26 protein-coding genes are annotated in these 23,721 nt (G+C 40.7%); 7 read left to right on the top strand and 19 right to left on the bottom strand.

Annotation, left to right across the window (positions count from 1 at the left end; genetic code table 11):
• Positions 1-21 precede the first annotated feature (21 nt).
• The 5 genes from V7L31_RS16080 to V7L31_RS16060 form a co-directional block, all read right to left on the bottom strand.
• Positions 22-1,656 (bottom strand): hypothetical protein, encoded by a 1,635-nt coding sequence (locus V7L31_RS16080; protein WP_334697152.1) that lies wholly within the window; start codon positions 1,654-1,656, stop codon positions 22-24.
• Between the two features lie 66 nt (positions 1,657-1,722).
• Positions 1,723-4,968, bottom strand: coding sequence for a tubulin-like doman-containing protein (locus tag V7L31_RS16075; protein ID WP_334697151.1), 3,246 nt, complete (start codon positions 4,966-4,968; stop codon positions 1,723-1,725).
• Positions 4,969-4,987: 19 nt separating this feature from the next.
• On the bottom strand, positions 4,988-6,130 hold the full coding sequence (locus tag V7L31_RS16070) for a vWA domain-containing protein (protein ID WP_334697150.1): 1,143 nt from the start codon (positions 6,128-6,130) through the stop codon (positions 4,988-4,990).
• A gap of 482 nt (positions 6,131-6,612) precedes the next feature.
• Positions 6,613-8,433 (bottom strand): ABC transporter ATP-binding protein, encoded by a 1,821-nt coding sequence (locus V7L31_RS16065; RefSeq protein WP_334697149.1) that lies wholly within the window; start codon positions 8,431-8,433, stop codon positions 6,613-6,615.
• A gap of 87 nt (positions 8,434-8,520) precedes the next feature.
• The gene (locus tag V7L31_RS16060) at positions 8,521-9,321 is read right to left on the bottom strand and encodes a DUF6816 family protein (RefSeq protein ID WP_334697148.1); all 801 of its coding nucleotides are present in this window, start codon (positions 9,319-9,321) and stop codon (positions 8,521-8,523) included.
• Positions 9,322-9,440: 119 nt separating this feature from the next.
• On the opposite strand from V7L31_RS16060, the gene V7L31_RS16055 reads away from it, so the two are divergent.
• Entirely contained in the window at positions 9,441-9,779 is a 339-nt protein-coding gene (locus tag V7L31_RS16055) for a carbon dioxide-concentrating mechanism protein CcmK (RefSeq protein WP_334697147.1), read from the top strand.
• Positions 9,780-9,784: 5 nt separating this feature from the next.
• On the opposite strand, the gene V7L31_RS16050 is transcribed toward V7L31_RS16055, so the two are convergent.
• The 6 genes from V7L31_RS16050 to V7L31_RS16025 all read right to left on the bottom strand — a co-directional run bounded on the left by V7L31_RS16050 (position 9,785) and on the right by V7L31_RS16025 (position 14,109).
• Entirely contained in the window at positions 9,785-10,189 is a 405-nt protein-coding gene (locus V7L31_RS16050; RefSeq protein ID WP_334697146.1) for a ChuX/HutX family heme-like substrate-binding protein, read from the bottom strand.
• Positions 10,190-10,252: 63 nt separating this feature from the next.
• A complete protein-coding gene (locus V7L31_RS16045; RefSeq protein WP_334697145.1) occupies positions 10,253-11,206 on the bottom strand; it encodes a PhoH family protein in 954 nt (317 codons plus the stop codon).
• A gap of 352 nt (positions 11,207-11,558) precedes the next feature.
• Positions 11,559-11,993 (bottom strand): KH domain-containing protein, encoded by a 435-nt coding sequence (locus V7L31_RS16040; protein WP_334697144.1) that lies wholly within the window; start codon positions 11,991-11,993, stop codon positions 11,559-11,561.
• Positions 11,956-12,216, bottom strand: a complete 261-nt coding sequence (gene rpsP, locus V7L31_RS16035) for a 30S ribosomal protein S16 (RefSeq protein ID WP_251955408.1) — start codon at positions 12,214-12,216, stop codon at positions 11,956-11,958. The genes V7L31_RS16040 and rpsP overlap by 38 nt, the downstream gene beginning before the upstream one ends.
• Before the next feature lie 193 nt (positions 12,217-12,409).
• Positions 12,410-13,873 (bottom strand): signal recognition particle protein, encoded by a 1,464-nt coding sequence (ffh, locus tag V7L31_RS16030; RefSeq protein WP_292848720.1) that lies wholly within the window; start codon positions 13,871-13,873, stop codon positions 12,410-12,412.
• A gap of 68 nt (positions 13,874-13,941) precedes the next feature.
• The gene (locus V7L31_RS16025; protein ID WP_334697143.1) at positions 13,942-14,109 is read right to left on the bottom strand and encodes a hypothetical protein; all 168 of its coding nucleotides are present in this window, start codon (positions 14,107-14,109) and stop codon (positions 13,942-13,944) included.
• On the opposite strand from V7L31_RS16025, the gene V7L31_RS16020 reads away from it, so the two are divergent.
• The gene (locus V7L31_RS16020; RefSeq protein WP_334697142.1) at positions 14,102-14,647 is read left to right on the top strand and encodes a protein-tyrosine phosphatase family protein; all 546 of its coding nucleotides are present in this window, start codon (positions 14,102-14,104) and stop codon (positions 14,645-14,647) included. The two genes, V7L31_RS16025 and V7L31_RS16020, sit on opposite strands and share 8 nt — an antisense overlap.
• A 46-nt stretch (positions 14,648-14,693) precedes the next feature.
• Positions 14,694-15,383, top strand: coding sequence for an SAM-dependent methyltransferase (locus tag V7L31_RS16015; protein ID WP_334697141.1), 690 nt, complete (start codon positions 14,694-14,696; stop codon positions 15,381-15,383).
• Positions 15,384-15,460: 77 nt separating this feature from the next.
• Here V7L31_RS16015 and V7L31_RS16010 read toward each other — a convergent pair whose 3' ends face one another.
• The 7 genes from V7L31_RS16010 to V7L31_RS15980 all read right to left on the bottom strand — a co-directional run bounded on the left by V7L31_RS16010 (position 15,461) and on the right by V7L31_RS15980 (position 18,534).
• Complete coding sequence (locus tag V7L31_RS16010) at positions 15,461-15,805, bottom strand: type II toxin-antitoxin system PemK/MazF family toxin (protein ID WP_334697140.1); 345 nt, start codon at positions 15,803-15,805, stop codon at positions 15,461-15,463.
• Complete coding sequence (locus V7L31_RS16005; RefSeq protein WP_334697139.1) at positions 15,778-16,038, bottom strand: AbrB/MazE/SpoVT family DNA-binding domain-containing protein; 261 nt, start codon at positions 16,036-16,038, stop codon at positions 15,778-15,780. Before V7L31_RS16005 ends, V7L31_RS16010 begins: the two co-directional genes overlap by 28 nt.
• A gap of 170 nt (positions 16,039-16,208) precedes the next feature.
• Positions 16,209-16,586 carry a type II toxin-antitoxin system VapC family toxin gene (locus tag V7L31_RS16000; protein ID WP_334697138.1) on the bottom strand — a complete coding sequence of 126 codons (378 nt, stop codon included), beginning with the start codon at positions 16,584-16,586 and terminating at the stop codon, positions 16,209-16,211.
• Positions 16,587-16,589: 3 nt separating this feature from the next.
• Complete coding sequence (locus V7L31_RS15995; RefSeq protein WP_334697137.1) at positions 16,590-16,844, bottom strand: hypothetical protein; 255 nt, start codon at positions 16,842-16,844, stop codon at positions 16,590-16,592.
• 22 nt (positions 16,845-16,866) lie between these two features.
• On the bottom strand, positions 16,867-16,995 hold the full coding sequence (locus V7L31_RS15990; protein ID WP_334697136.1) for a hypothetical protein: 129 nt from the start codon (positions 16,993-16,995) through the stop codon (positions 16,867-16,869).
• On the bottom strand, positions 16,992-18,359 hold the full coding sequence (locus tag V7L31_RS15985) for a GTP pyrophosphokinase (RefSeq protein WP_334697135.1): 1,368 nt from the start codon (positions 18,357-18,359) through the stop codon (positions 16,992-16,994). The genes V7L31_RS15990 and V7L31_RS15985 overlap by 4 nt, the downstream gene beginning before the upstream one ends.
• A complete protein-coding gene (locus tag V7L31_RS15980) occupies positions 18,346-18,534 on the bottom strand; it encodes a DUF6888 family protein (RefSeq protein ID WP_334697134.1) in 189 nt (62 codons plus the stop codon). The genes V7L31_RS15985 and V7L31_RS15980 overlap by 14 nt, the downstream gene beginning before the upstream one ends.
• 207 nt (positions 18,535-18,741) lie before the next feature.
• Here V7L31_RS15980 and V7L31_RS15975 point away from each other — a divergent pair, with 207 nt between their 5' ends.
• From V7L31_RS15975 to V7L31_RS15960, 4 genes are all read left to right on the top strand, one after another.
• Positions 18,742-19,593 carry an ABC transporter ATP-binding protein gene (locus V7L31_RS15975; protein WP_334697133.1) on the top strand — a complete coding sequence of 284 codons (852 nt, stop codon included), beginning with the start codon at positions 18,742-18,744 and terminating at the stop codon, positions 19,591-19,593.
• Positions 19,550-20,404 (top strand): ABC transporter permease, encoded by an 855-nt coding sequence (locus V7L31_RS15970; RefSeq protein WP_334697132.1) that lies wholly within the window; start codon positions 19,550-19,552, stop codon positions 20,402-20,404. The genes V7L31_RS15975 and V7L31_RS15970 overlap by 44 nt, the downstream gene beginning before the upstream one ends.
• Positions 20,405-20,536: 132 nt before the next feature.
• The gene (locus V7L31_RS15965) at positions 20,537-21,010 is read left to right on the top strand and encodes a MarR family winged helix-turn-helix transcriptional regulator (protein ID WP_179066503.1); all 474 of its coding nucleotides are present in this window, start codon (positions 20,537-20,539) and stop codon (positions 21,008-21,010) included.
• Positions 20,976-22,244 (top strand): MFS transporter, encoded by a 1,269-nt coding sequence (locus V7L31_RS15960; protein WP_334697131.1) that lies wholly within the window; start codon positions 20,976-20,978, stop codon positions 22,242-22,244. Before V7L31_RS15965 ends, V7L31_RS15960 begins: the two co-directional genes overlap by 35 nt.
• 161 nt (positions 22,245-22,405) lie before the next feature.
• Here V7L31_RS15960 and chlP read toward each other — a convergent pair whose 3' ends face one another.
• Complete coding sequence (chlP, locus tag V7L31_RS15955) at positions 22,406-23,626, bottom strand: geranylgeranyl reductase (RefSeq protein ID WP_334697130.1); 1,221 nt, start codon at positions 23,624-23,626, stop codon at positions 22,406-22,408.
• Positions 23,627-23,721 lie beyond the last annotated feature (95 nt).

The following is a 23,721-nucleotide window of genomic DNA, read 5'->3' as shown; positions in this document are numbered from 1 at the left end:
AATCAGCTAAAATTTTCCTATTTACTTTTCCATTATCTGTCTCAACCGAGAAATTTCATCTTTTATATTGTTTACATCTTTATTTAAATCTTGAAGATTATTGATTAACATTTGTAATCCTTGTTTATTTGTTTCTGTCTGCTGAATAATTCCTTTAACAATAAGAGCGCTGACATTTTTATATTCAGAAGTAAATTTTTCATTATTATTTTGAATTATATCTACAAAATCTGATTTATATATATCAACTTTAATACCTAACTGATTAATATATTCTTCAAAATTAGCCATAGCAATTTTAACTTGTTGGTTGTTAGAACCAATTTGTTGAGATAAACTTAAAATCAAGCGATCGCCTAAAGCCTCGGTTGCCAAATTAACTTGTTCTGTATAGCTTTTAACTCCTTCTACCAACTCTGTCAAATTATCAGCTTTGTTTGCAATTCTTTCCTCTAACTTATCAAGTTTGTTAATGGCTTTTGAAAAACTACTAGCTCCTTGTTTGAGTTTAGGAATAATCTCACCAAGGGAGTTTTGATTTTTTTGATGTAAGTCTAAAACTTGAATTGAAGTTTGATTTGCCTTTTTAATATCTAGTCCTAAATTAGTTAATTCTTGACTACAACGCTGAACTTCTATCAATGCTGTTTCAATTAACTGGGTTGTCTGGGCTAAACTTGTAGCAGATTGTGAAAATCTCTCTTGCATAGTAGTCAAATTGGCTGTCGCTGCTGATAATTTCTCAGGAAACTGACTATTCGCAAATGTTTCAGCAGACTGTTTAAATATATGAGATTTTGCATTCAATTCAGTAATAGCATGTTCAAACTCATTAGCAGCACCAGATATAGTACCAGCAGCTTGATAAAAGCCCTCATAAACTTGCTTGGCTAAATCAGCAGCTTCTTTATTTCCGTCAGCAATTTGTTTTGCTACACTTCCTATAGATTTTTCCACTGCATTCCGCACAGTATCACCAAAGCGAGTTAAAAACTCATCCTGCTGGGATACCATTCTCTTCACAATTTTATCAAGACGAGTATCACCTTGTATTTGGGGATGATAAATATTATCTAGATAGTCTTCAAGAGTACAAATAAGTCTGTACTTGGCAAAACTAGTATTTTTAAACCAGTTAAATAGTGTTAAAAAAGTACTAAATAAAAGTCCGGTTAAACTAGTAGTGAAGGCAATACTCATCCCTTCTAGTGGTTTCTTTAATTCAGCAACTAAATTGCTAACATTGCTGGTATTAGTTTGATTGATTGTTCGACTGAGTACTGCTAAATTAAGCGTGATACCTAGAAAAGTACCAAGTAAACCAAAAGCTAAGAGTAAATTCGGAAGAATACGACAAAAGTAATCGATTTGTTCACAGGTAAATCCCCAAACTTTTTCTTGGCTGTAAAGTTGGTCAATTAATGCTCCTGTGTTAACCTGATCTAAGTTTCTACTAGCGTCTCTAAACCTTCGTTCTAATTCTTCTATTATTTTTGGTTGTTGTCCAAGTGATTGTCTACTAATTAACCTTCGTACCTTTTCTTCCAATGATAATAGATGTTGGTACAGAGCCAAGCGGAGAAAAATTGTAGCTATAGATGGTAGAACGACGAGTACAATAGTAATAAATATTAAATAGCCTGGTAATGATGGCATCAAAAACACCTTGAAAATATGAAAAACTTGCTAAAAATGTGGATATTATCTAACCTGAAAAAGAGATTAAAGTGGATATTGATAAAAGATTTTTTGTTTCTCGCGATCGTACTCTTCCTCAGTAATTAATTCGTCAGCTAAATCTTGTTTTAGTCGCTCCAATTCTAAACGCCGTTTTGCTCGATTATCAGTAGAATTTACAGGATAATCAACAACTATTTCACCAATAATAGCTTTTTGATTTCCTATATTTGTGCTGAGAGTTGGGGAAGTTTTAAACCGCTCATTCATCTTTCTGCGGAAGCGATTGATAATTCCCTCTTTAACTATCGGGTCTGTACTTGTAGGAGTTCCAACTACTGCTGCTTTGTAGGGATAATTAGCACTATCTTCTGGTAATTCATCCACTTTTTTGACAAATTGCCGGACTCTAAGTAGATAGTTATTGTCCCAAAGTTCGGGTTTTCTTTCTATTACAGAAATCTCATTATCTAAAAGCTGTTGTAAAGCTTGAGTCATATCCTTACGGTTAGCAAGTTCCTCCAAAGCTTGACTCCATTCTGTATTTAAAGAAGCAGTAGTATAATTATCACGCAATGGATCGTGATATTGAAATTCCAACTGTTGATTATCCTGATTTTTTTCTAATAAACCCAATGCTAGGCAAGGATAAAAAACATCCTCCAATTCTTCCATTTTTCTAGCATCAGGTGGAATAATATCAGGGAAGGAAGCGTTATAGTCGTTATGAAGAAAAGATGTCGGAGAATGCTGTTCGCGCAGGTAGGGGTTTCTCATTCTTGCTAGACTACTAATTAGTCTGAGAGGAAAACCAGCATACTCATTCACAATTAAAATTTCGTCTTCAGCTTGTGTTGCTTTTAAGACACTTGGCTCCACTCCTATATCTTGTGTCAGCAAAGTTTTAAACTGTCGTACTTCTAATTCATCTGTATCCTTAAACCCGACTAACTTACTACTTTTAGCAGGGTCTTCCCGAAAATAAGGGTCAGTTAAATTCAAACGCAAGAGAGGTTCAGCTTCCTGCATAACTTGTGCTAAACGAGTTGAACGTACTGCTAAAGAGTAGTTTTGCATAAAACGCTTAATCACAGAGTTGACAATATTAATACTCCGAGAAGCAAATAATTTATCAACTTTCAGATCAATTTCTTTTTGCAACTGTTCTGAAGTAGTGCGTTCTCTGTCTATAAAACTTACCAAAGATTGTCCTCTACCAGTTTGTTCTGTAAGTGTCGAACTTACTAACACAAACTGGCGACGTAAATCATCTTCTGGCAAAATATTTTGATAACAACGATCGATATCCTCACTATCAAATATTGCTTCCCCGCTCATTTCATCAAAATTCAATTGTCTCAAGTCTCTATCTTGCTTTTCATAGAAACTTTGTAAATCTTCTACTAAGCTACTAAAGGCAGCAACTTGAGTTGTTCTCTCTTGAATATGCTTTTGCAGATTATTAACAATTTTTAGTGACTCTTGAACGACTGTGACATCAAAGTTATGCTGAATAATTTTGCAGACTTCCTGTACTGATTTTTTGGCTTCATCTTGGAATTGACTATTTTTATTATTCAGGAGGGGAATACCAGCTTTATGTTCAATGTCATCGATTGTTTGTTCAGCATCTCGCCATTTTCTTTCTAAATCTTCTAAGATTTTCATTCCACCACGATCAGTGATTTTTTCTTGCAAGTTTAGTTGATAGTTATGCAATTCATGTTGCAAAGCATCTAGCCAATCACGGACACTTTTAATGGAAAAAGTAGAATCTGTTGGCGTGAGTAACTGACTCAGATAATCATCAATATTAGTTTTTAGTTCCTTGGTGGTATTTGGAGAAATTTGTAGTAGTCTTGTCAACCAAATTCCTCTAGTGCTTTCAGTTTCACCAGGCTGAACTTTGCGAAATTGCTCTCTAAATTCCCTTGGTAACTGTCCGCGAATATCATTGCGATTCTCGCGTTTTTGACACTCGGAAATTTGCCTCTCTAATTTATTTCTCCAAGTACTAATAGTATTCCGAAAGCTCTTGTTATTCTCTTGAACCGATTCTGCTAGCTTTGTCGTGAAATTATCCTTGTTTTCTGGGTTGTTGTGCCAATGATACTGAATGAGAAATTGCTCAATTAATTTTAAAGGATCTGGACTTTGACCTTTGCCGTTTAACCAAAATTTCACTAGCTCTAAACTAACGCGGTTTAAAGCGATTTGGACAATAGTATCGCGCGGAAAATAGATAGCCGCCAATCCAAATGTTAAATAACGCTGGCTATTGGGACGCGGGTGTTTATCACATTGGATCATGTGTTGCAGAAAGTTGTCTCTACTACCTTTAATTGCTGGCGCTAATTCACTAGAAAAATCCAGAGCAATCTTATGAGCAATTACATTACATAGCTTACCTTGAACAAGGATTGAATATTCACCTCCTGTTTGACTTGATACTAAATAGGTGTAGTCAAATGGTGGACGCTGTTCTTGAATAAAAACTAAATTTTGGAGATCATAAAATGCTTCAAATTTTGTGCCTGGTGTGCTGTAATAATTTAATTCTTTGAGTGCGGCATAAGTATTCGCGCTCATACTAGGAGCGTTGCCATACAATTCTGGACTAATCACTAAATAGCCAAAAATTTTAGCGCTTTGGTCGCCATAAAGATGTCTGAGACTATAAGCAATATCCAGAAACATCCCACTACCAGTACCGCCACAAAGAGAACCAACAACAAAAATGCTTAGTCCTGGTTCGACTCTTAAACCCGCTTTCAGTAATAAAGAATCATGTCCTCTGGTGCGCCTTTCTGCGCTTTCAATTGCTGTTTTAATCTTTTGATAATTGTGGAAAAAAGCTAGCCTACCTACAGGTCTAATGCCTTTTGCACCTTCTTCAACTGCTTTAATATTTCGCAATAGTTGTGGTGGAAACCATCTGGCAATATGGTCGTATGGGCCATGACGAGTATATTCTGATCGCCGCTCCAATCCTTCGACAAACATGGTAACTTCGTTGGAGGACATTGTAGCACTGACTTTTTCTGCTTCTTTAAAGCTGAGGTCAACGCCATGATAGGTACTTCCTGTACGAATACCGGTGACTTGTGTTGCAGCTTTATCCGTATCGATGTGAACAAAACTCACAATTGGGAGATTGTTTAAATCTCCATAACGGTCAACAATTAACCGCCGAATTCGCATTAAAACATCGCGTCCAGTACCCCCTAAACCTATACAAATTGTCCGGTTAATTCCCCGATATTGAAGTTCATTTTTAGTTGATTGACTCATTATAGGCATCCTAGAGATACTACTTTTTTAGCTTAATAATGATCTCGTAGTCGCGGTTGCGAAAATCTGGACAATTTAGCCGAAACCTAGATTTATCTATGAGAGTACGTGACGCAATTTCTTTACCATTATAATAAATTGGTGTCAAATTAGTTGGTACTAAATAAAGCTTCTCACCTTTGCGTTCTAAATATGCCCTAACTTCTACACCTGGGCAGTCAATAGAATCTACACAAGTAGAGTCATATTCACCAATTGCAATCCGTTTATTGTTTGGCAAGCTGCATTTTTGGTCTTCTGGTTTTGCTGTTGCTTCAAAATCAACTATCAATACCCATTTTTTTTGCAGACGATATAATTTTACTCCACCTAAAATTAGCGCTACTAATAGTAATATTACAGTTAATCCAGGTATCCACAGTTTTTTGATTAAATAAGGTGTGACTAAACAAGTTTCTTTATTACCTGGGGCTGGGGTGCAAAATTCTTGAACTGTAGGAGCAATATCGACTACAGTAAGCTTATATTGTTGATTCTTCTGCGTTTTTATTGATAGCGATCGCTTCTGAATCGGCAAATCTTTAATCCAAGCTTGTCGCTGTTGACTTTCTCTTGATTCAGCTATCCGAAAAGGGCTAGCAGCAGAGGTTTCTATCCAAATTTGAGAAGGAATTCCTGGTTGGGTAAATAGGGGTGCATCTGTAATCCAAACTACTGATTGTGGTTTTATATATTGATTTTCTTGCAGTCGATTTTGATTAATCTGAGCCAGACCTTGATAAACAGTGAATTCAGCTTGCTGAATATCTGTACCGTAGTATTTTGGGTCTGACGAAGGTATTTTTGCTAAAATATTGTCAATATTTTCTTGATTATTACTAATAAAGTCAAGGGGTGTTCCCAAAGGATTTACACCTGATTTAACTTCACTTAAAACTACATCTTGAGCAAAAGGAATAATGTATACAGTATCTCCCGGCTTAAGACTATCTTGAATGATTTGACGTAAGCGGATACGGCCTTCATCATTCAATCCCACGCTTTCTGTCAAATCAATTGCCAAGACAACATCTCGTCCGCCACCCAAAACAGCAACTAAATCTAAGCCAATTTTTTGTGTGGAAGTAAGTGTTTGTCCAGGAGTAATTTTAGTTATAGTCACAAATAATATAGTTTAATTAAATAATAATGTATAAGATTTGTTGCATAGATATCTAGGGATATGTAATTAACATGGTTCTTGCATTACTTAGGTTGACAGAGTGGAAGCATCTCAGTTTTGCAAATATATCTGATGATTAGAAATCGCGGCCATACAAACGAAGTCCGTCTGCGCGGACTGAAGGAATTTGAAACCCACGGAGTTAGGTTTTGTTTGTGTAGCCGCGATTTTCATTCGCTAGGGCTAGGAAAAAGTGAGATGGACTCGGCAGAGTTCAGTAGACATTGACTTTTATCTGAAATCTATTATCACATATTGTATACATTATGACTGGTGGCTCAGAATTTCCAGTCTTGTACAAAATACTATTGGAGAAAATTGGAAAAAATCGACCTTCTTGATAATACAATAAGGTCGATTTAATGAAGCAGACTGATTGGTGGAGTCAATCTAAAATTTAAAATCTAAAAGGTGTATATCCCCTAACTCAGGAGTTCTCCTGTTTCTTGCAGGGAGTGCAAGCGGCGATAAATACCTTCGTGACGCAAAAGTTCATCGTGGCTACCTACTTCTACAATCTTTCCTTGCTCTAGAACGACAATTTTATCAGCTTCTCGCACTGTGCTTAAACGGTGGGCAATCACAATGGTGGTGCAAGTACCCTGAATCGATCGCATCGCTAGCTGAATTGAACGCTCAGATTCATAATCTAAACTAGAGGTGGCTTCGTCAAAAATCAGCACGTCTGGTTCCACTAGCAACGCCCTAGCAATTCCCAAGCGCTGTCTTTGCCCTCCAGATAGTCTGACACCTCGTTCTCCCACGACAGTGTAATAACCTTTGGCTAAGTGCTGTACTACTTCATCGACTCTGGCAATTCTACAGGCTTCCTGAACCTGCTCGAAAGTGGCATTCGTTCTACCGTAGGTGAGATTATCCAATATTGTACCGTTAAAAACGTCTACTTCTTGGTGAACGATCGCTAGCCTTCGTCTATACTTACCCACATCTAAAGTGCGAATATCTTGACCATCAATCAAAATTTGACCTGATTGAGGTTCAAAATATCGCAATAGCAATTTTACTAAAGTAGACTTACCAGAACCGGAACGCCCTACTAATGCCACTGTTTGGTATGGCTCAATCAACAAGTTGATATCTTGTAAAACTTGACGGTTGGCATCATATCCAAAACTGAGGTGCGATAACTCGACTTTTCCAGTAAATTTATAAGGTGATTCTGTCTGGTTACTCTCTTTTAAAAGACTAGCTGAATCAGATGCAGTTGGCTCTTGGAGAAATTCGTGAAACCGCAGCATGGAAGAATAACGGCGGGCAAAAACTTCTGCCAAGCTACTAATAGGTTCTAATTCGGCATAAGCCATGCTAGAAAGAGTTAAGGTCATGACAAAGTGACCGAGAGAAATTCTCCCATTTACTGTTGCTGCTAAAGTCAAACCCAGAATTGTAAATACACAAAACTGAATTACGGTTCTTTGCCAAGTACCCAATATCGTATAACCTTTGTGGATGCGATAATCAAGCACCGTTAGTTCGCGATCCAAACGTTGCTTTTGCCGCTTCAGTTCTCTAGCTTCTGTAGCAAATGCTTTTACCGTTTTGATATTGGTGATTAATTCGGAAGTGCGGCTTTCGGTGTCCTCTCCATACTTATCCAGACGACTTTCGTATCTAACTAGCTTTTGTAAACTCCTCAAGCTGAAGCTGAGAATAATTACAAAAGAAATTAGATATAAAATTGCAATCCGCCACTCTATCAACAAGATAAACACAAAAATCCCCAGCACACGAGCCAGTTTAGGAATCAACTGTCCGGCAACTTCCGGGTAACTAAAAGTATGATTAGAAATACCTCTAGCTACTCTTCCGGCAATGCGGCCAGGGTTATTTTCATCATAAAATTCTAGTGGCAGAGTCAGAACTTTGGCGATCGCTGTTTCGTTTTTTTCTCGACGCGATCTGAAGGCTATATCCCAATGAAACCAATTGGTTAACCAGGGTTGTGTGGGCGCTCTCACTACGGTGACAACGAAAATTAAACCCAGCAATACACCTAAAGATAGAGTTTGATTAACTGGATAATTGGTGATTTCCGAAAAAGTTGCGATCGCACTTTGAAGTGGTTTATCCAATGGTTGAGCAGACAAAACGTTTAAAATCTGTCCGATCGCGTAAGGTACAACCAAATCAATAATTTCGTAAACGCTGGATGCTGTAATACTGAAAACACTCGGCTTCCAGTAAGAGCGAAAGTAATTGACAATATCTTGAAATTTGGCCATGATGCACACCGTCCAAGAGCGCGATCGTAAACTTGGAATTTCTATACTACGAATGTATTACAAAGTAGTCAAGAGCTAGATGACAAATCACCCTTTAGGAGTAGTTGGCAATTCTTGAGGGAAAAATTCAAGGCGATAGCGGTAGAGAGCAACTGGTCGAGAACCCGCTTTAAAGTAATCTGGATCTTGGGGTGAAAGATAAACAGCAGTTACTTGATCTGCTTCAATCGCCGGATTAGATGTTGGAAGCTTATGATAAGCGGTGGTAGATTCTACAGAGTTTAAGTAGGGGCGTGAACCGCCTTTAAATAGTTGTTGAAACACTTCTGTAGTGATAAATTTTCCATCAGTGGGATTTTCTGTGGCTCGTGCAGTCACAATGGAAATTAGTTGCCGACTGCTACGCAAAAATGTAATTTGACGATTAGGTGAATCTGGATCTACTTTGACTAATAACACTGCTTCATCCCCTAAATAAGCCCTCGCCAAATTCAAGCTATTAAACGCTCTATCTGCTACTAAAACTGGGGATTTGTAATCTATCTGAGGTAATATTTTTAGTCCAGTAATTGATGGTTGTTCTTTTACAAATCTTACTACAAAACTCACAGGCTGATTTAATTGTCGGCGATTACCTTCAAATCCTGGTGTTACAATCTCTGGTGCTAAAGGCGCAACTAAATCTACTAAAGTACTTGTAACTTTCCAAGTACCAGCCATCCATTCAGGGTAAACTAAATCACCCGATGCTGGTTTCACTGAAGTTAATTTTTCCCACTGGGGAAAGTTGGTTAACCGTTTAGATAACTCTCCGGCTTCAGCTTCTCCACCCCACAGAAGAAATAAAAACAGCAAGCAAAAACTCCAAATTCCCTTCATGACAAGCATTAACAGTTTTATATTTAACGTTTATTATTTATCGATTAAAAATTAATTATTTTTGTGTTAAAAATTAAAATTTTATAGTAGATTAATTAACCTTACAATCCCAAATTTATCGTGACAGCATGACATTAGCATTAGGCATGATTGAAGTTTATGGCGTTCCGACAGCAGTGGAAGTGGGAGATGCAATGTGTAAAGCTGCCCGTGTAACCCTTGTTGGTTATGAAAATACTGATTTGGGACGAATTACCGTGTTAATTCGAGGGGCTATTGGCGAGGTGAATGTGGCGGTGACAGCAGGACTAAAAGCGGTGCTGCAAGTCAACGGTGGCGAAGTGCTTTCTGAGCATATTATTCCCCGCCCCCACGAAAATTTAGAATATGTTTTACCAATTCATCGCAGCATTAATATCGAGCAGTTCAGTGCAGATATCCGATTTCCTCCACCCCTATCAGTTTAGCTGTATTAAATTTCTGCTGGTAATGGTTCCCAAATTTCCCCATACTTCTCTTTTAGAGTTTCCCAAGCTTCCACCTGTCCTGGTTCATATTCTCCCGGTTTACCCCATTGCAAAAAGAGGCTTAAAGCAGACTCTTGTTTCTCATCTAAAAACCGAATTGCATAGGTTGTAAAATTCCCCCTTTTCGCTTCACCTGTTTCAAATTTCACTTGAATAATTTTATCCATATTCAAGTGAAATTCAAAGCCTTCGGTGTGCATATTTGCATATTTACCTTTGGGCAATTCTGCATAAAATAGCTTTTCAATTTTGCCCCGTGCTTCTAATACAGCAGCACTGCTAGTAACAATTAAACGCAAAGTTCCCAAAGTCTCGCAAGCTGCTAAAAATTCTTTCAATGTTGTGGTCATTTGTCATTTGTCCTTTGTCATTGGTTAAACGATGAGTCCTAACTGATGCCCAATTCCAAATCCCTACTTTTCATATTGTTCATAAGCAGCAACAATGCGCTGAACTAAAGGATGGCGCACGACATCTTTTTGAGAAAATTCACAAAAGGCAATGCCTTCAACGTGTTTTAAAATTTGTAAAGCCACCCCTAAACCTGATTGTTGGTGAAGTGGTAAATCAGTTTGTGTCATGTCGCCTGTAATCACCATCCGCGAACGGAAACCCAGACGAGTCAAAACCATTTTCATCTGAGCGGGTGTAGTATTTTGCGCTTCATCGACAATTATAAAAGCGTTATTGAGAGTGCGTCCCCGCATATAGGCGAGTGGTGCGACTTCAATCACACCGCGCTCCATTAAACTGGGTATTTTTTCTGGGTCGATGAATTCATAAATAGCATCGTAAAGTGGGCGAAGATAGGGATTAACTTTTTGCTGTAAGTCTCCAGGCAAAAAACCGAGTTTTTCACCAGCTTCGACAGCAGGGCGAGTTAAAATTAGCTTTTCAACTTGGTTGGCAAGGAGTGCTTGCACCGCGACAACAACAGCAAGATAAGTCTTGCCAGTACCGGCAGGGCCAACACCGAAGGTGAGATCGCGTTTGCGGAGTGCATCGATATATTGACGCTGGCGAAAGGTTTTGGCACGGACTTCTTCACCCCGGCGACTTTTAGCGAGGACATCTCGCTGTAAATCTTGGAGTTCTCCTTGGCGATCGCTATCTATGGCTTGACGGGCTGTTAAAATATCAGCACTGGAGATAGTATGGCCTTTAATCCAGAGGTTTTCAAGCGATCGCACTAATCGAGAAGCCAGATCAATTTGCCCTTCAGTACCAGAAATCACTAATTCCTGTCCGCGTAGCACTAAAGTGGCCCCTGTTTGCCGAGATAGGATTTTGAGATTTTCTTCTCCATCTCCCCCAAGAGCGATCGCACTGGGAATATTCGGCAGCTGAATTGTTAAAGCACCTGCCATAGGATTTTTTAATTGGTGAGGATCTGTATTTGACAAAGGTTAATTTTTCTCGCTAATGGCGAAATTATGTTTTTATTACCTACATTTTGAAAAATTTTTGTCATAAATTAATCGTCCGTAGGGGCGTACAGCTTGCCCTCATTCCCTAACCCCTTTTCCCATATTGGGAGAAGGGGAAATGGATAATTAATTTACTCCCCTCTCCCATATTGGGAGAGGGGCTGGGGGTGAGGGCATAGCCCCCACGAATAGTCCAAAAAAAGATTTTTAAATCTTTTTGCTACTTTCCATCTTTGCAAAAATTCTGAGCGGAGGTAACAACAACCGCTCAGATTCACTATCTAGTTTCAACCTAGCGGAGGCGCGGTTTAACAATGGGTTTAGGCCCATCATTTGCACGCGGTTCTCTCTTAGTCGGCGGTGGCGATCGCTCTTCTGTGTCTTCATCAAAAGACATACCCTCGCGGCCCGGAGTGGTGCTGCCATAGATATCCAGGTATGTTGATTGCCCAGCTGCGGTTGCGGCTGCGGCAATTACTGTACGAATCGCCTGAATATTGCGTCCCCCTCGACCAAACACTTTTCCTTTATCTGTGCTTTCAAAGGCGATGCGAACCCAAACCCGTTTGAGGGCTTGAGAAATTTCACAATCGACGCTTAAAGTCTCTGGAGATTCCAAAAACGGCTGCACCAAAAAGCGAACCAGCTCAACATAGTTTGGGCTAGCTGTTGGGAGTTTTGTTCCGAAATTATGATGCGGCTGTTGCACTGACCTGCTCAAAAACATTAGCTTTTACTAGAATGCGACGAACGGTGTCAGTGGGTTGAGCGCCTTGTTGTAGTCGCTTGACGATGGCGGGAACGTCTAGTCGCACTTCATCAGTTCTGGGGTTATAAAAACCCAATTCTTCTAAGGGACGGCCATCGCGGCGAGCGAGGTTGTTAATGGCGATAATGCGGTAACTTGCTTCCCGTTTTTTACCGAATCGCTTCAGGCGCAGTTTGATCATGGTTGAAGAATCATTCTCCTATTGTTTAAAAGGAAGTAACCTAAATCTGGCTGTTGCCAAGAAATTGAGGGTTAGTTTCCTCTGCTGATAAATTCTGAGGTCGAAATGCTAATTTTAGCACTGCCTAGCATTTGCTGCTATTAGTCCTTTGTCCTTTGTCCTTTGTCATTGGTTAATGACCAATAACTCTTGACTAAAGATTGCCGAAGCCTTTTTTCTTTTTATCTTTGGGTTTTTTCTTTTTCGTGGCTGAGGCACCATCATAACCCCGCCATCCGGGGGCAGGGGGACGATTCCCAGCACCCGCGAAGGCGTTACCCATACCGCCACCGCCGAACATTCCTGGCATTCCAGGGAAGCCGCCTTGACCCATTTGCTGCATGAGCGATCGCATTTTTTGGAAATCACCCACCAGTTTAGTCACGTCTGACTCTCTATAGCCGGAGCCAGAAGCAATCCGCCGCCGCCGACTGGGAGAACTGGCTAATAAATCGGGGTCATGGCGTTCTTGGCGAGTCATGGAGTTAATCATCGCCTCACAGCGCTTTAACTGGGTTTCCCCCTGCTTGAGTTGATCGTCTGAAAGCTTGTTCATCCCTGGGATCATCTTGATCAAGCCTCCCAGAGAACCCATGTTCTTTAGCATCCGCAACTGCTTGAGAAAGTCAGTAAAGTCAAACTTCGCTGACAAAATTTTCTCCTGCATTTTCTCAGCATCGGCTAAGTCAAACTCTTCTTGGGCTTTTTCCACCAGGGTTAACACATCGCCCATTCCCAAAATCCGCGATGCCATGCGATCGGGATAAAACGGTTGCAGTGCCTCGACTTTTTCACCCACGCCCACAAATTTAATCGGCGCGCCCGAAATCTTCCGCACAGAAAGCGCTGCACCACCACGGCTATCACCATCTAATTTGGTGAGAATTGCCCCAGTAATGCCGATCTGATCGTGGAAGGTGCGGGTAAGATTAGCGGCTTCTTGACCAGTCATCGCGTCCACCACCAACAGAGTTTCATGGGGTTGGACGGTTGCTTTGATGCGGGCTAATTCCGCCATCATATCTTCGTCAATTTGCAGACGACCAGCAGTATCAATAATTACTGTGTTTACACCTTCTGCCCTAGCGCGTTCTACACCTTGCCTTGCTATTTCTACGGGATCGGCATCGCTTCCTAGTTCAAATACTGGTACGTCAATTTGCTTACCCAAGGTTAGCAATTGATCGATCGCTGCTGGACGATATACGTCTGTCGCCACCAACAAGCAGCTACGATCTAATTTTCTCAGATGTAAGGCTAATTTAGCGGTAGCTGTGGTTTTACCAGTACCTTGCAGCCCAGCCATTAGAATAATCGTAGGCTGTTCCTGGGCTTCTGCGATGGGAACATTTTCTTCTCCCATCACCTGCACCAGTTCATCGTGAACAATTTTGATAAACTGTTGGTCAGGTCGCACGCCAGTAATCACCTCGGCGCCCTGTGCCTTAGCTTCGACTTCGCTAATAAAATCTTTGACTACCTGGAGGTTAACATCTGCTTCCAACAAGGCGCGGCGCACTTCGCGCAATGCATCTTGAATGTTGGATTGAGAAATTTTGTCCTGTCCCCGCAGTTTTTTCCAGGCGGATTCTAAACGGTCAGATAATGCATCAAACATAATGTAATTACAGGTAGTTCGCCAATGGAGAATTCTAAACCGCCGATGAATGCGATTGCGAATTTCCGCTAAAGTTTTAACGTGCTATCTACCAGCTTAGTATTTTTCACCGCGACTGTAGCAACTAGATACGGATTGGGGACTTTGATTTGAATCGTTGCTATTGCTGCGATCGCCATTTTCTGCCATTGGTGAAATTTATCAACCTCGACTCTAGACAGTTTAGATATGTACAAGTTTGCCCCAGCTTGCGAGAATGAGCAAATAGTCTTTGGTGCTGCGCGACCTGGATACACTGATAAGAACGTTCAAGATTGGGTAGAATTCATGAAGCGCCAAGATATCAAGCGTGTTTGCTGTCTTCTTGCTGAACAACAGCTAGCTTCTTATTCCGATCTTTTGGGCATATACAAACAGGAATTTGGTAATGAGCTAGTTTGCTCTACACCAATTGCAGATTTTCATTTATCTGATTTAGAAAACCTCACCCAGAAAATACTTCCTTTCTTAATAGAAGCCGATAAACAAAATCAGAAAGTTGTTGTACATTGCGCTGGTGGAATTGGACGTACTGGACATGTATTAGCGGCTTGGCTAGTTAGTGTCCGAGGATTATCAAATCAAGCTGCAATAGATGCTGTCAAAAGAACAGGTAGAAATCCTTATGAAGCTGCGATCGCTGCTGTATTTAGAGGTAGAAATCCCTTGAAGGTTGTCAAAGAGCTTGATGTGCTTCTGAATGATTGCCGTCTAGCAGTACATCAAAGATTTTGAGTTTGCTATTATCCTATTTCATCAGTCTATTTATGAGGTGAATTTTATGGCAATGGTTTTAGAGAAAGTAGTTCCTTTTGGTAGGTCAATGGATGAATATATAAGAATATTCAATTTAACAAACGCAGATTTAAATAAAAATATTATTGGCATTGGGGATGGGCCAGCAAGCTTTAATGCAGAAATGACACGTCAAGGTAAAAGTGTAGTTTCTGTTGATCCACTATACCAATTTTCCGGTGATGAAATATTGCAAAGATTTAATGAAGCGGTAGATAACATCATTAACCAAGTCAAGGCAACATCGAATGATTGGGTATGGAGCTATCATAAATCCCCTGATGATTTGCGACACAATCGAGTTAAAGTTATTCAAGAATTTTTATCTGATTATGAAACTGGTAAAAAGAGCAACAGGTATATAGTCGGTGAGTTGCCGAAATTGGCGTATAATAATCAAGAATTTGATCTAGCGATCTGCTCACATTTATTATTTTTGTATTCAGACCATCTCGACTACGATTTTCACTTAAATTCAGTAGATGAGATGTTGCGTATTGCTAAAGAAGTCCGAATTTTTCCCTTGTTAACTTTAATGTGGAAACATTCACAACATTTAGATGAAATAGTTAAATATTACACTTCAAAAGGTTACAAGGTAGAGATTGAAAAGGTTGAATACGAACTACAACCTGGTGGAAATAAAATGTTGAAGATAAGCAGAGACGTTATATAATTCGTATTCATCGAGAATTAGTATAACCATTGCGATGGAATAATATAACAATTCAATGTACGCGATTGTTAAGCATATTATTCAGCAAACATTTCAGCCAAGGTATCTAAAACTGCTTTTTTTTCATCAGAACCAATCTGACCTAGCTTTTTGACTAATCGAGTTTTGTCAACTGTATGAATTTGATCTAGAACAATTTGCCCATCCTTGCCCTGAAACTGACAAGCAACACGAGTTGGATAAGACTGTCCTTTAGTTGTCATCGGAGCAACAATAACCGTGGCAATATATTTGTTCATCTCATCTGGTGAGATTATTACACAGGGTTTTGTTTTCTGAATCTCACTACCAATCGTCGGGTCGAGGTTAACCAAAAACACATCAAATCGATTGACTACCACTCCCACTCTAGATGCTCCCACTCTGTGGTTACGCCATCATCAAGCAGTGCATCGTCATGTTGCTTCGCCATATTTGCAAATGCTTCCTCCCATCCATGACGCGATTGAGAGGCAGCACGGACAATTAGATGACAATCTTGAATTTCAATTTCCACCTCTTCGCCAATACCACTTTGTTCCAACAGAAGTTTAGGAATGCGGATACCTTGAGAATTCCCAATTTTAACAATACGGGTTCTAATTGCTGTCCCCATAAAAATACTTATCCTTGATTGTAATTACATTGTGACTACAATTCGGGATTTTGTCAAGAAGCGCTCAATTTTCAATAATTTTTAATGCGTAGGCGTAGCCAGTCGTAGGCATCGCTCTCAAAATTACCAGATGCGATGTCTATGATCGGCTACCTCTACGCACTTTTCTCTTAACTGGGTTTACCAGACTCAAACGGATTCCACAATCTCACCTGTGTAATCCAACGGAAATCATCTGTATTTCTTGTTATCAAAGTTAGTCCATACACCAAAGCAGTGCCGGCAATAATTGCATCACCTAGAGTCATTCGTTTCTGTTGTCGCAGAATTACCGCTTGATTTAACACATCTTGAGAGATTGGTAGAACCTGAGCAACTTGAAAAAACTCCTCAAAATACTGGCGTTGTTCCTCTTTAAGCAGATGATAGCCTAACACTTCCAAATAACTGAGTGCTGATACCGCAGGTGCATATTCAGCAATTAACTCTCTCAATTGGCCGTTTTCTGATTGAGCAGAATATATAATAATATTGCTATCAAGCAGCACGTTTTATCGTCCCGGAAGTGAACGGTCTTGACGGGTTTCTTGCTGCCAAATAACTGGATCAATATCAGTCAAAGCTTGACTTACAGCAAGTTTTTCTAATATTTCAGCCATTCTTCGTCCCCGTGCTTGTTTATCTATGACTGATTCATTTTCGAGCAATGTAACATGAACCGGGATTTGTTGCTCTCCCAATGTTGGTACATCATCAATCCACTCTAAACAACTTCCTTTCAACCAAGCTCTGAATGTTTTTAGCATTATTTTGCTCTCTACTTTCTATCTATCTTGGCATGGCTCTCAAAATTACCAGATGCGATCGCTTTGCTGGTATATGTTTAATTATGCTCCAGCATATCCCCGTGTGCTTGTTTGCTTCTGCTACACTCGGCATTTCAATGCGATATTTCATGAATCGTCAATTTCTTTATATGTTTTCAAGATCCGACCAGCAAGTTGTTTAAATTGTTCTTCAGTACCTATATTAAGAGGAAACAACTTTAGACGCTCTATTATATCAGGCGCATTCCCTATCAAAGCTAATTTGATATAACAAAGATATATGAATGCTACTTCACAAGTAATAAAGGCAAAGTTATTTCTATTGCTTCCACTAATCCATAACACAGCGAACTCTATAATTTGGTTTCTATATTGTTCTAAATCTCTTTTGATTTCCTCAAGAGTAGAGAAACCTGAAAAAAATAGGCGCTCGATTATATCCGATTCAACACCTTGATTGTAGAGAGGTACATTTATTTTAGTAGATATAGCGTGACTTATTTGCTTAACTAAAGCTTCTCTTTGTATAAACTCTTTAATTGACTCTAGATCAACTCTTACATTGTTCAAATCATTTTGATTTATACTATCTTCTACCTGACATTTGTACTCCTCAATTGCATTACGAAGATGTTTAAATTCCTCATCAGCCACTTCCAGAAGTCCCGCAAGACGATAAAATCTTCGCTGAATTGGTTCGGGAGGTGAATTTTTGCTTTTGTATCCAAGGTCATGTTCTATCTCAGCCCAAGTATGCTGAAGAATTGAGCGAATTTGTATTTCAAAACGAAAATCTGAAACTAAAGTATTTTCAGGTAACTGACCTCGAATATCAGAAAAAGAAGCTACATAATGAAGTGAAAGATAGCCAAACCTGTTAGGTTCTAAAGCTTTTCTTTTATCAATAGAATTTTGCTCGTCTATCTTAAATTCAGATTCAATAATTTTTGCGACTTCATCAACAGTATCAGAATAAAGAGTGATGACTCTAAAACCAACAATATCAGTTATATCTCTTAAATAAGAGTACTTGTTTTTACGTTCTATTTTCTTGATAAGGCTATCCTTTGATTTTATTCTTGAAACTATAGTATGAATATTTGCTTTATTTGGTTCTAAAAGATCATTTAAAAGTTCTTTTACCTTTGTTTCAAGTTTATGGAGTATTATCTGGCTGTTATCATATTCATTGAGAATGTCATTTTGCACGTTATCATTCATAGTTATCACGTTCAGTATAGCAACTTGATCTTTCGGTTCCAATGCTGTGTTAGACGGCTGGTTGCTACCATTTCTTGAGGCTTCTAACTTTTGACGAATAGCTACCTGAACCTTTTCATCAAAATCAGGGTCGTTGAGAGATGCAATAATTCTGAGTGGACGTTGGTTAATTCTGTTTAAGTACGCCTGAAATGCCGCTTCATCTCTACGATGTTTGAGAAAATACTCTCTCAACTCGGCATTAGACATTGCATCATAGTTAATGCGGCTCATCAGCAAACTCTCCGTTAGGTAGAATTTGAAACTCCAGTTCTTCGCTATAGCCAGCTAATAAATACACATTACCAGTACGATTATCAACACAAACAAGATGTATGGGCTGAAGCATAACATAGGTCAGTTGATAGGCAATGCGGTATAGACTCTCTAGCTGGGTAGCAGTAGGCATTCTGAAAATTTCTCACCTATTAACTATCCTAGCAACTGTTTGGGGTTAATTTGTCAGTGATGCTTTGCCCATCAATAACCTCGCCGGCACTCTACTGAGTTTCTTTTTACTCTGATTCAGATTTTTGTAACAAGTCTATTGACTTCAGACGAATATATTGAGAAGCTAATAGTTAGCTTAACTAATTAATGGAAGTGCATCAAACTTGTGACAATACTGACGGGAAAAATAAATCGGTCAGAACCTCCTAGCGAGCCAAAACCGCTGATTTTGGAAACTCAGGGACTCACGCGCCGTTTTGGTAAGTTAACGGCTGTTAATAATCTCAGCATATCTGTGGAACAGGGTGAAGTATTTGGCCTGCTTGGCCCCAATGGAGCCGGGAAAAGTACAGTTATTAAGATGTTGACAACTTTACTGCCTCCCAGTGCCGGAACAGCAACTCTGGCTGGCTATGATGTGACTCGCCAATCTAATCCTGTGAGAAGGGCTATCGGCTATGTACCCCAGGCGCTCTCTGCTGATGGTAGTCTCACGGGTTACGAAAATCTGTTAATTTTTGCCAAGCTGTATGGCATACCTGCCAAAGGACGCGATCGCCGCATCTATGAAATTCTAGAATACATGGGTTTGCAAGATGCAGCGAAACGCTTGGTACGAAACTACTCTGGTGGGATGATCCGCAAGCTGGAAATCGCCGTCTCAGTTCTACATCAACCCCAAATTCTGTTTCTTGATGAGCCGACTGTCGGCTTAGATCCCATTGCTCGAACTCAAGTATGGCAGCTTGTACAGCAACTCTGTGTTGATTACGGCACAACTATATTTTTAACAACCCACTTTTTAGAAGAAGCAGACAGTTTGTGTAACCGAGTGGCAATTATGCAGCAAGGTGAAGTCGTTATCACAGGTACACCAAGCGACTTAAAAGCTTCTTTAGATAAACCAAACGCAACTTTGGATGATGTCTTTATTTACTATACAGGCGACCAGTTAACATCAGGAGTCAACTACCGTGACACAGCAAGAACCAGACGTACTGCTCAACGGTTGGGTTAAATCACCACCCACTCACCGAGCTAATGCGATCTCTGCAATTAAAGAGCTAGTTACAAAAACCCTGGCGATCGCAGAATTGGAAGTGCGTAAACTCCGCCACGATCCCACTGATTTAGTAGTCAGATCGGTACAACCGTCATTATGGTTGCTGATTTTTGGGCAAGTGTTCTCCAAAATTCGGGAAATTCCCACCGGGAACTTACCATATTTAGACTTCATGGCTGCTGGTATTCTCGCTCAAAGCGTGTTGTATGTGGCCATTTTTACCGGGGGAATGACACTAATTTGGGAGCGAGATTTAGGGATTGTACATAAATTCCTTGCTAGTCCTACCCCCCGTGTAGCAATGGTCTTGGGGAAAGCTCTCGCGTGTGGAGTCCGATGCTTATCACAGGTAGCAGTAATTTATGTGTTGTCTTTTATCTTAGGTGTAAAACTAAATCTTCATCCTCTAGCTTTTGGGCAAGTGCTATTGATAGTGATGCTGGGGGCGGCTTGCTTTTGTCTTTTTTCCTTAATTATTGGCTGTTTGGCAAAAACCAGAGAGCGGATGACCGGAATTGGCCAAATGTTAACCATGCCGTTATTTTTTGCCAGCAACGCTATTTATCCGATTTCAATGATGCCCGACTGGTTAAAGTTTATTTCCCACTTGAATCCCTTAACTTATCAGGTTGATGCCTTACGTAGCGCCATGCTAGTGGATGGAGTCAGCGTTTATGGTTTTGGTTGGGATTTGGCAATTCTTTTACTAACGTTAGTCATCTTAGCTACTATCGGTGGACGACTTTATCCACGGGTAGCAATGTAATCCCCAATGGAAATAGCGGCTATCGCTTTGGTCTGGATTGTACAATTCTCTTATTAACACTAATAATTTTAGCCATCATTGGTAGACGACTCAATCCAGTGGTGGCGATGTAATCAGGAGAACAACAAGCCCATGACCTTGGATAAACCTACTCAAGGTGCAACTTCCGAAGAATGTGCCGCTAGAGTAATGGAAACAGTTCCATTAATGATGCGGTTTATCCGAGCGGATATGCGTGCCCACAGCGCTGCTTTTTTATCTATACCTCAGTTGCGATCGCTAGCATTTATCAACCGCAATCCTGGCGCTTCCTTATCTGACCTGGCAGAGCATTTAGGTGTCACTTCTGCTACCGCATCAGCAACCATAGAACGCTTGGTACAACGCGACTTCGTAAAACGCTGCGATCATCCTCAAGAGCGGCGGCGGGTGCTGCTTAGTTTAACTGAAGATGGAAAGCATCATTTGAAGCAATCTCAAGACCAAACGCGCGCTCATATTACCGATTTGTTAAAAGGTCTGACAGAAGAGCAAATTTCCAATATTGAAGAAGGCTTAACTCTACTAAAAAATGTCTTCGAGAAAACAGAACTCAAAGCTCCATAACTCTGAGGTTGCACAGCACGATCCCTTTGCAGCCTTTAAGTTTCGAGACTATCGGCTATTTACCATTGGACGGCTGGTGCTGTTCGTGGGATCGCAAATGCAAACTGTAGCCATCGGCTGGGAACTCTATGAGCGAACTAACTCAGCGATCGCTTTAGGTGGTGTCGGGTTGGCGCAAGTCTTGCCGATGATTGCTCTCACCTTAGTTGTCGGCCATGTGGCCGATCGCCGCGATCGCAAACTCATCATGTTACTGTCGGTGATGTTGCTAGCTCTCTGCTCGCTGGCTTTGGCGGTGCTTTCCTATACAAAAGGTGCAATTTTTCTAACTTATGCTTGTTTGCTATTAACAGGTGTCGCTAGGGCTTTCCTCAGACCTGCTAGTGATGCTTTGATGTGGCAGTTGATACCTGTCAGTGCGTTTACCAATGCAGCCACCTGGAATAGTAGTAGCTTTCAGTTAGCCGCAGTCATCGGCCCAGCCTTAGGGGGATTCGGGATTGCGCTGTTCGGCAGTGCTACAGGTGTATATGTGCTAGCTGCGATCGCCGCGTTCCTATGTTTTGTTTTAACCCTAGCAATCAAAGAGCAAAAAGCGATCCGTGCAAAGGAACCAATCTCATTTCAAGCACTTGCAGCTGGTGCTAAATTTGTTTGGCAGAATCAGTTAATTTTAGCAGCGATTACATTGGATATGTTTGCTGTCTTGTTGGGTGGTGCGATCGCCTTGCTACCCATCTTTGCTAAAGATATTTTACACGTAGGGCCAATGGAGTTGGGATATCTACAAGCAGCCCATTCCATTGGTGCTTTGACTATGGCTATTACTCTGGCGTATTTACCACCATTACGCAAAGCAGGCCCAGCTTTATTGTGGTCAGTGGTTGGCTTTGGAGTTGTCACAATTATCTTTGGACTTTCTCATTCCTTTTGGTTGTCTATGTTGATGCTAATCCTTGGTGGCGCACTAGATAGTATTAGCGTTGTAATTCGCCATACATTAGTTCAAATCAGAACACCAGATCATTTACGTGGTCGGGTTGCTGCGATTAATAGCGTATTTATTAGTGCCTCCAATGAATTGGGAGGCTTTGAGTCAGGCTTAACTGCGGCTTTATTTGGCCCGGTGATTTCCGTTGTGGGTGGTGGAATTGGCACAATTTTAGTAGTAATTGCTACAGCCGCTATTTGGCCGGAAATTCGCAGATTAGGGGCTTTGCAGGAGTACAAGTAGAAGTACTTATTTATTGTTTCATCACAAAGACGTGATAAATCGCCGTCTCTACAAAAGAGTAATTATTGTAGAGACGGCGATTCATCGCGTCTCTTGTATTAACCGAACAGTATTGAACTAGGCAGTGTCAATTGTTGCAATTTACAAGATTCCATACTCAATTAAGGTGCAAGGGCATTACCCCGAATTAGACTACCAATAGTTTTGGCAGTAATTTTTAGTTGGGTGATGGGATTAGCTGGGACAACCGTTTTATACAGATAGCTATCGAATGTTAGCCTTTGTACATCGAGGTCATCGCACATTTCCACAAACGCCTCGCGGGTGGCATCGGAACGATAGAACACGCTTTGCAGAATGTCCAACACCTTGTAGGTGAGTCCGTATCTTTTATCCCAACGCTTTAGGTAAACCTTAAGGTCGCCTTCTGTAGGAATCCGGCTACCACTGTTAGATGCTTCTACAATGGTTTCGGCACACATCCGCCCAGATTTAGCGGCAAAATAAATACCTTCACCAGAGGACTTGGTAACATAACCAGCAGCATCTCCCACCAGTGCAATGCGACCGACAACACGACGGGGACGGGGATGTTCGGGAATGGGGTGGGCTTCGACTTTGATGATTTTACCGCCAGCTAGCTTCTCGGAAGCACGGGCGCGGATACCAGCTTGTAACTGTTTGATGCTGGCTTTATTGATGTGCATTGTGCCAGTACCGACAGCTACGTGGTCATATTTGGGGAAAACCCAAGCGTAGAAATCGGTCGAAACGTCATCACCGACATACATTTCGGCGAGGTCGTTATAGTAGGCCATTTTGTCTTCAGGTAAGCGAATTCGCTCTTGGAAGGCGATCGCATAATTGTAATCCCCAGCGTCCATTTCTTTAGCGACGCGAGAATTAGCCCCGTCTGCCCCAATTACTAAATCCACCTTCAGGGTTTTAGCAATCCCCTGTGATATGCCTTCTGTATGGTCAATGTAATGGATGGTATAGGGGTCAGTATTGTTTCCTGGTATATCGAGTTTATGAACAGTCGCATTAATTAAATTTGCGCCTAGTTTGGCCGCGCGATCGCGCAAAAAGCCATCTAGCACTTCCCGGCGGCACATTCCTATATATTCATCTTCATTTATCAGATTGATATCGACCTCGCGGTTGGAAGGCGAAATCATTTTCATCTTCCGTACCCGGCGATCGATAATCTCTGGTGGTAAGTCAAATTCACTCACCATACACAGGGGAATTGCACCCCCACAAGGCTTTGCATTGTCTAGCTTCCGCTCAAACAGGTAGGTTTCAATCCCAGAGGCAGCCAGTGTTTCAGCGGCAGATGAACCAGCTGGGCCTGACCCAATAACAGCAACCCGTAGTGTCAAAGGTCTTTCTCCCAATCTTCACATTTACCGAGAGCATACTACCACGGTCTTTCTAGTGATTTGGTGCTTTTCCTCCAGGTTTCTGCACAAATGCA

The organism is Nostoc sp. (assembly GCF_036916655.1).
GTDB lineage: Bacteria > Cyanobacteriota > Cyanobacteriia > Cyanobacteriales > Nostocaceae > Nostoc.
Note: the sequence above shows the minus strand (reverse complement) of the source record. Positions and strands in the feature narration are given on the sequence as shown.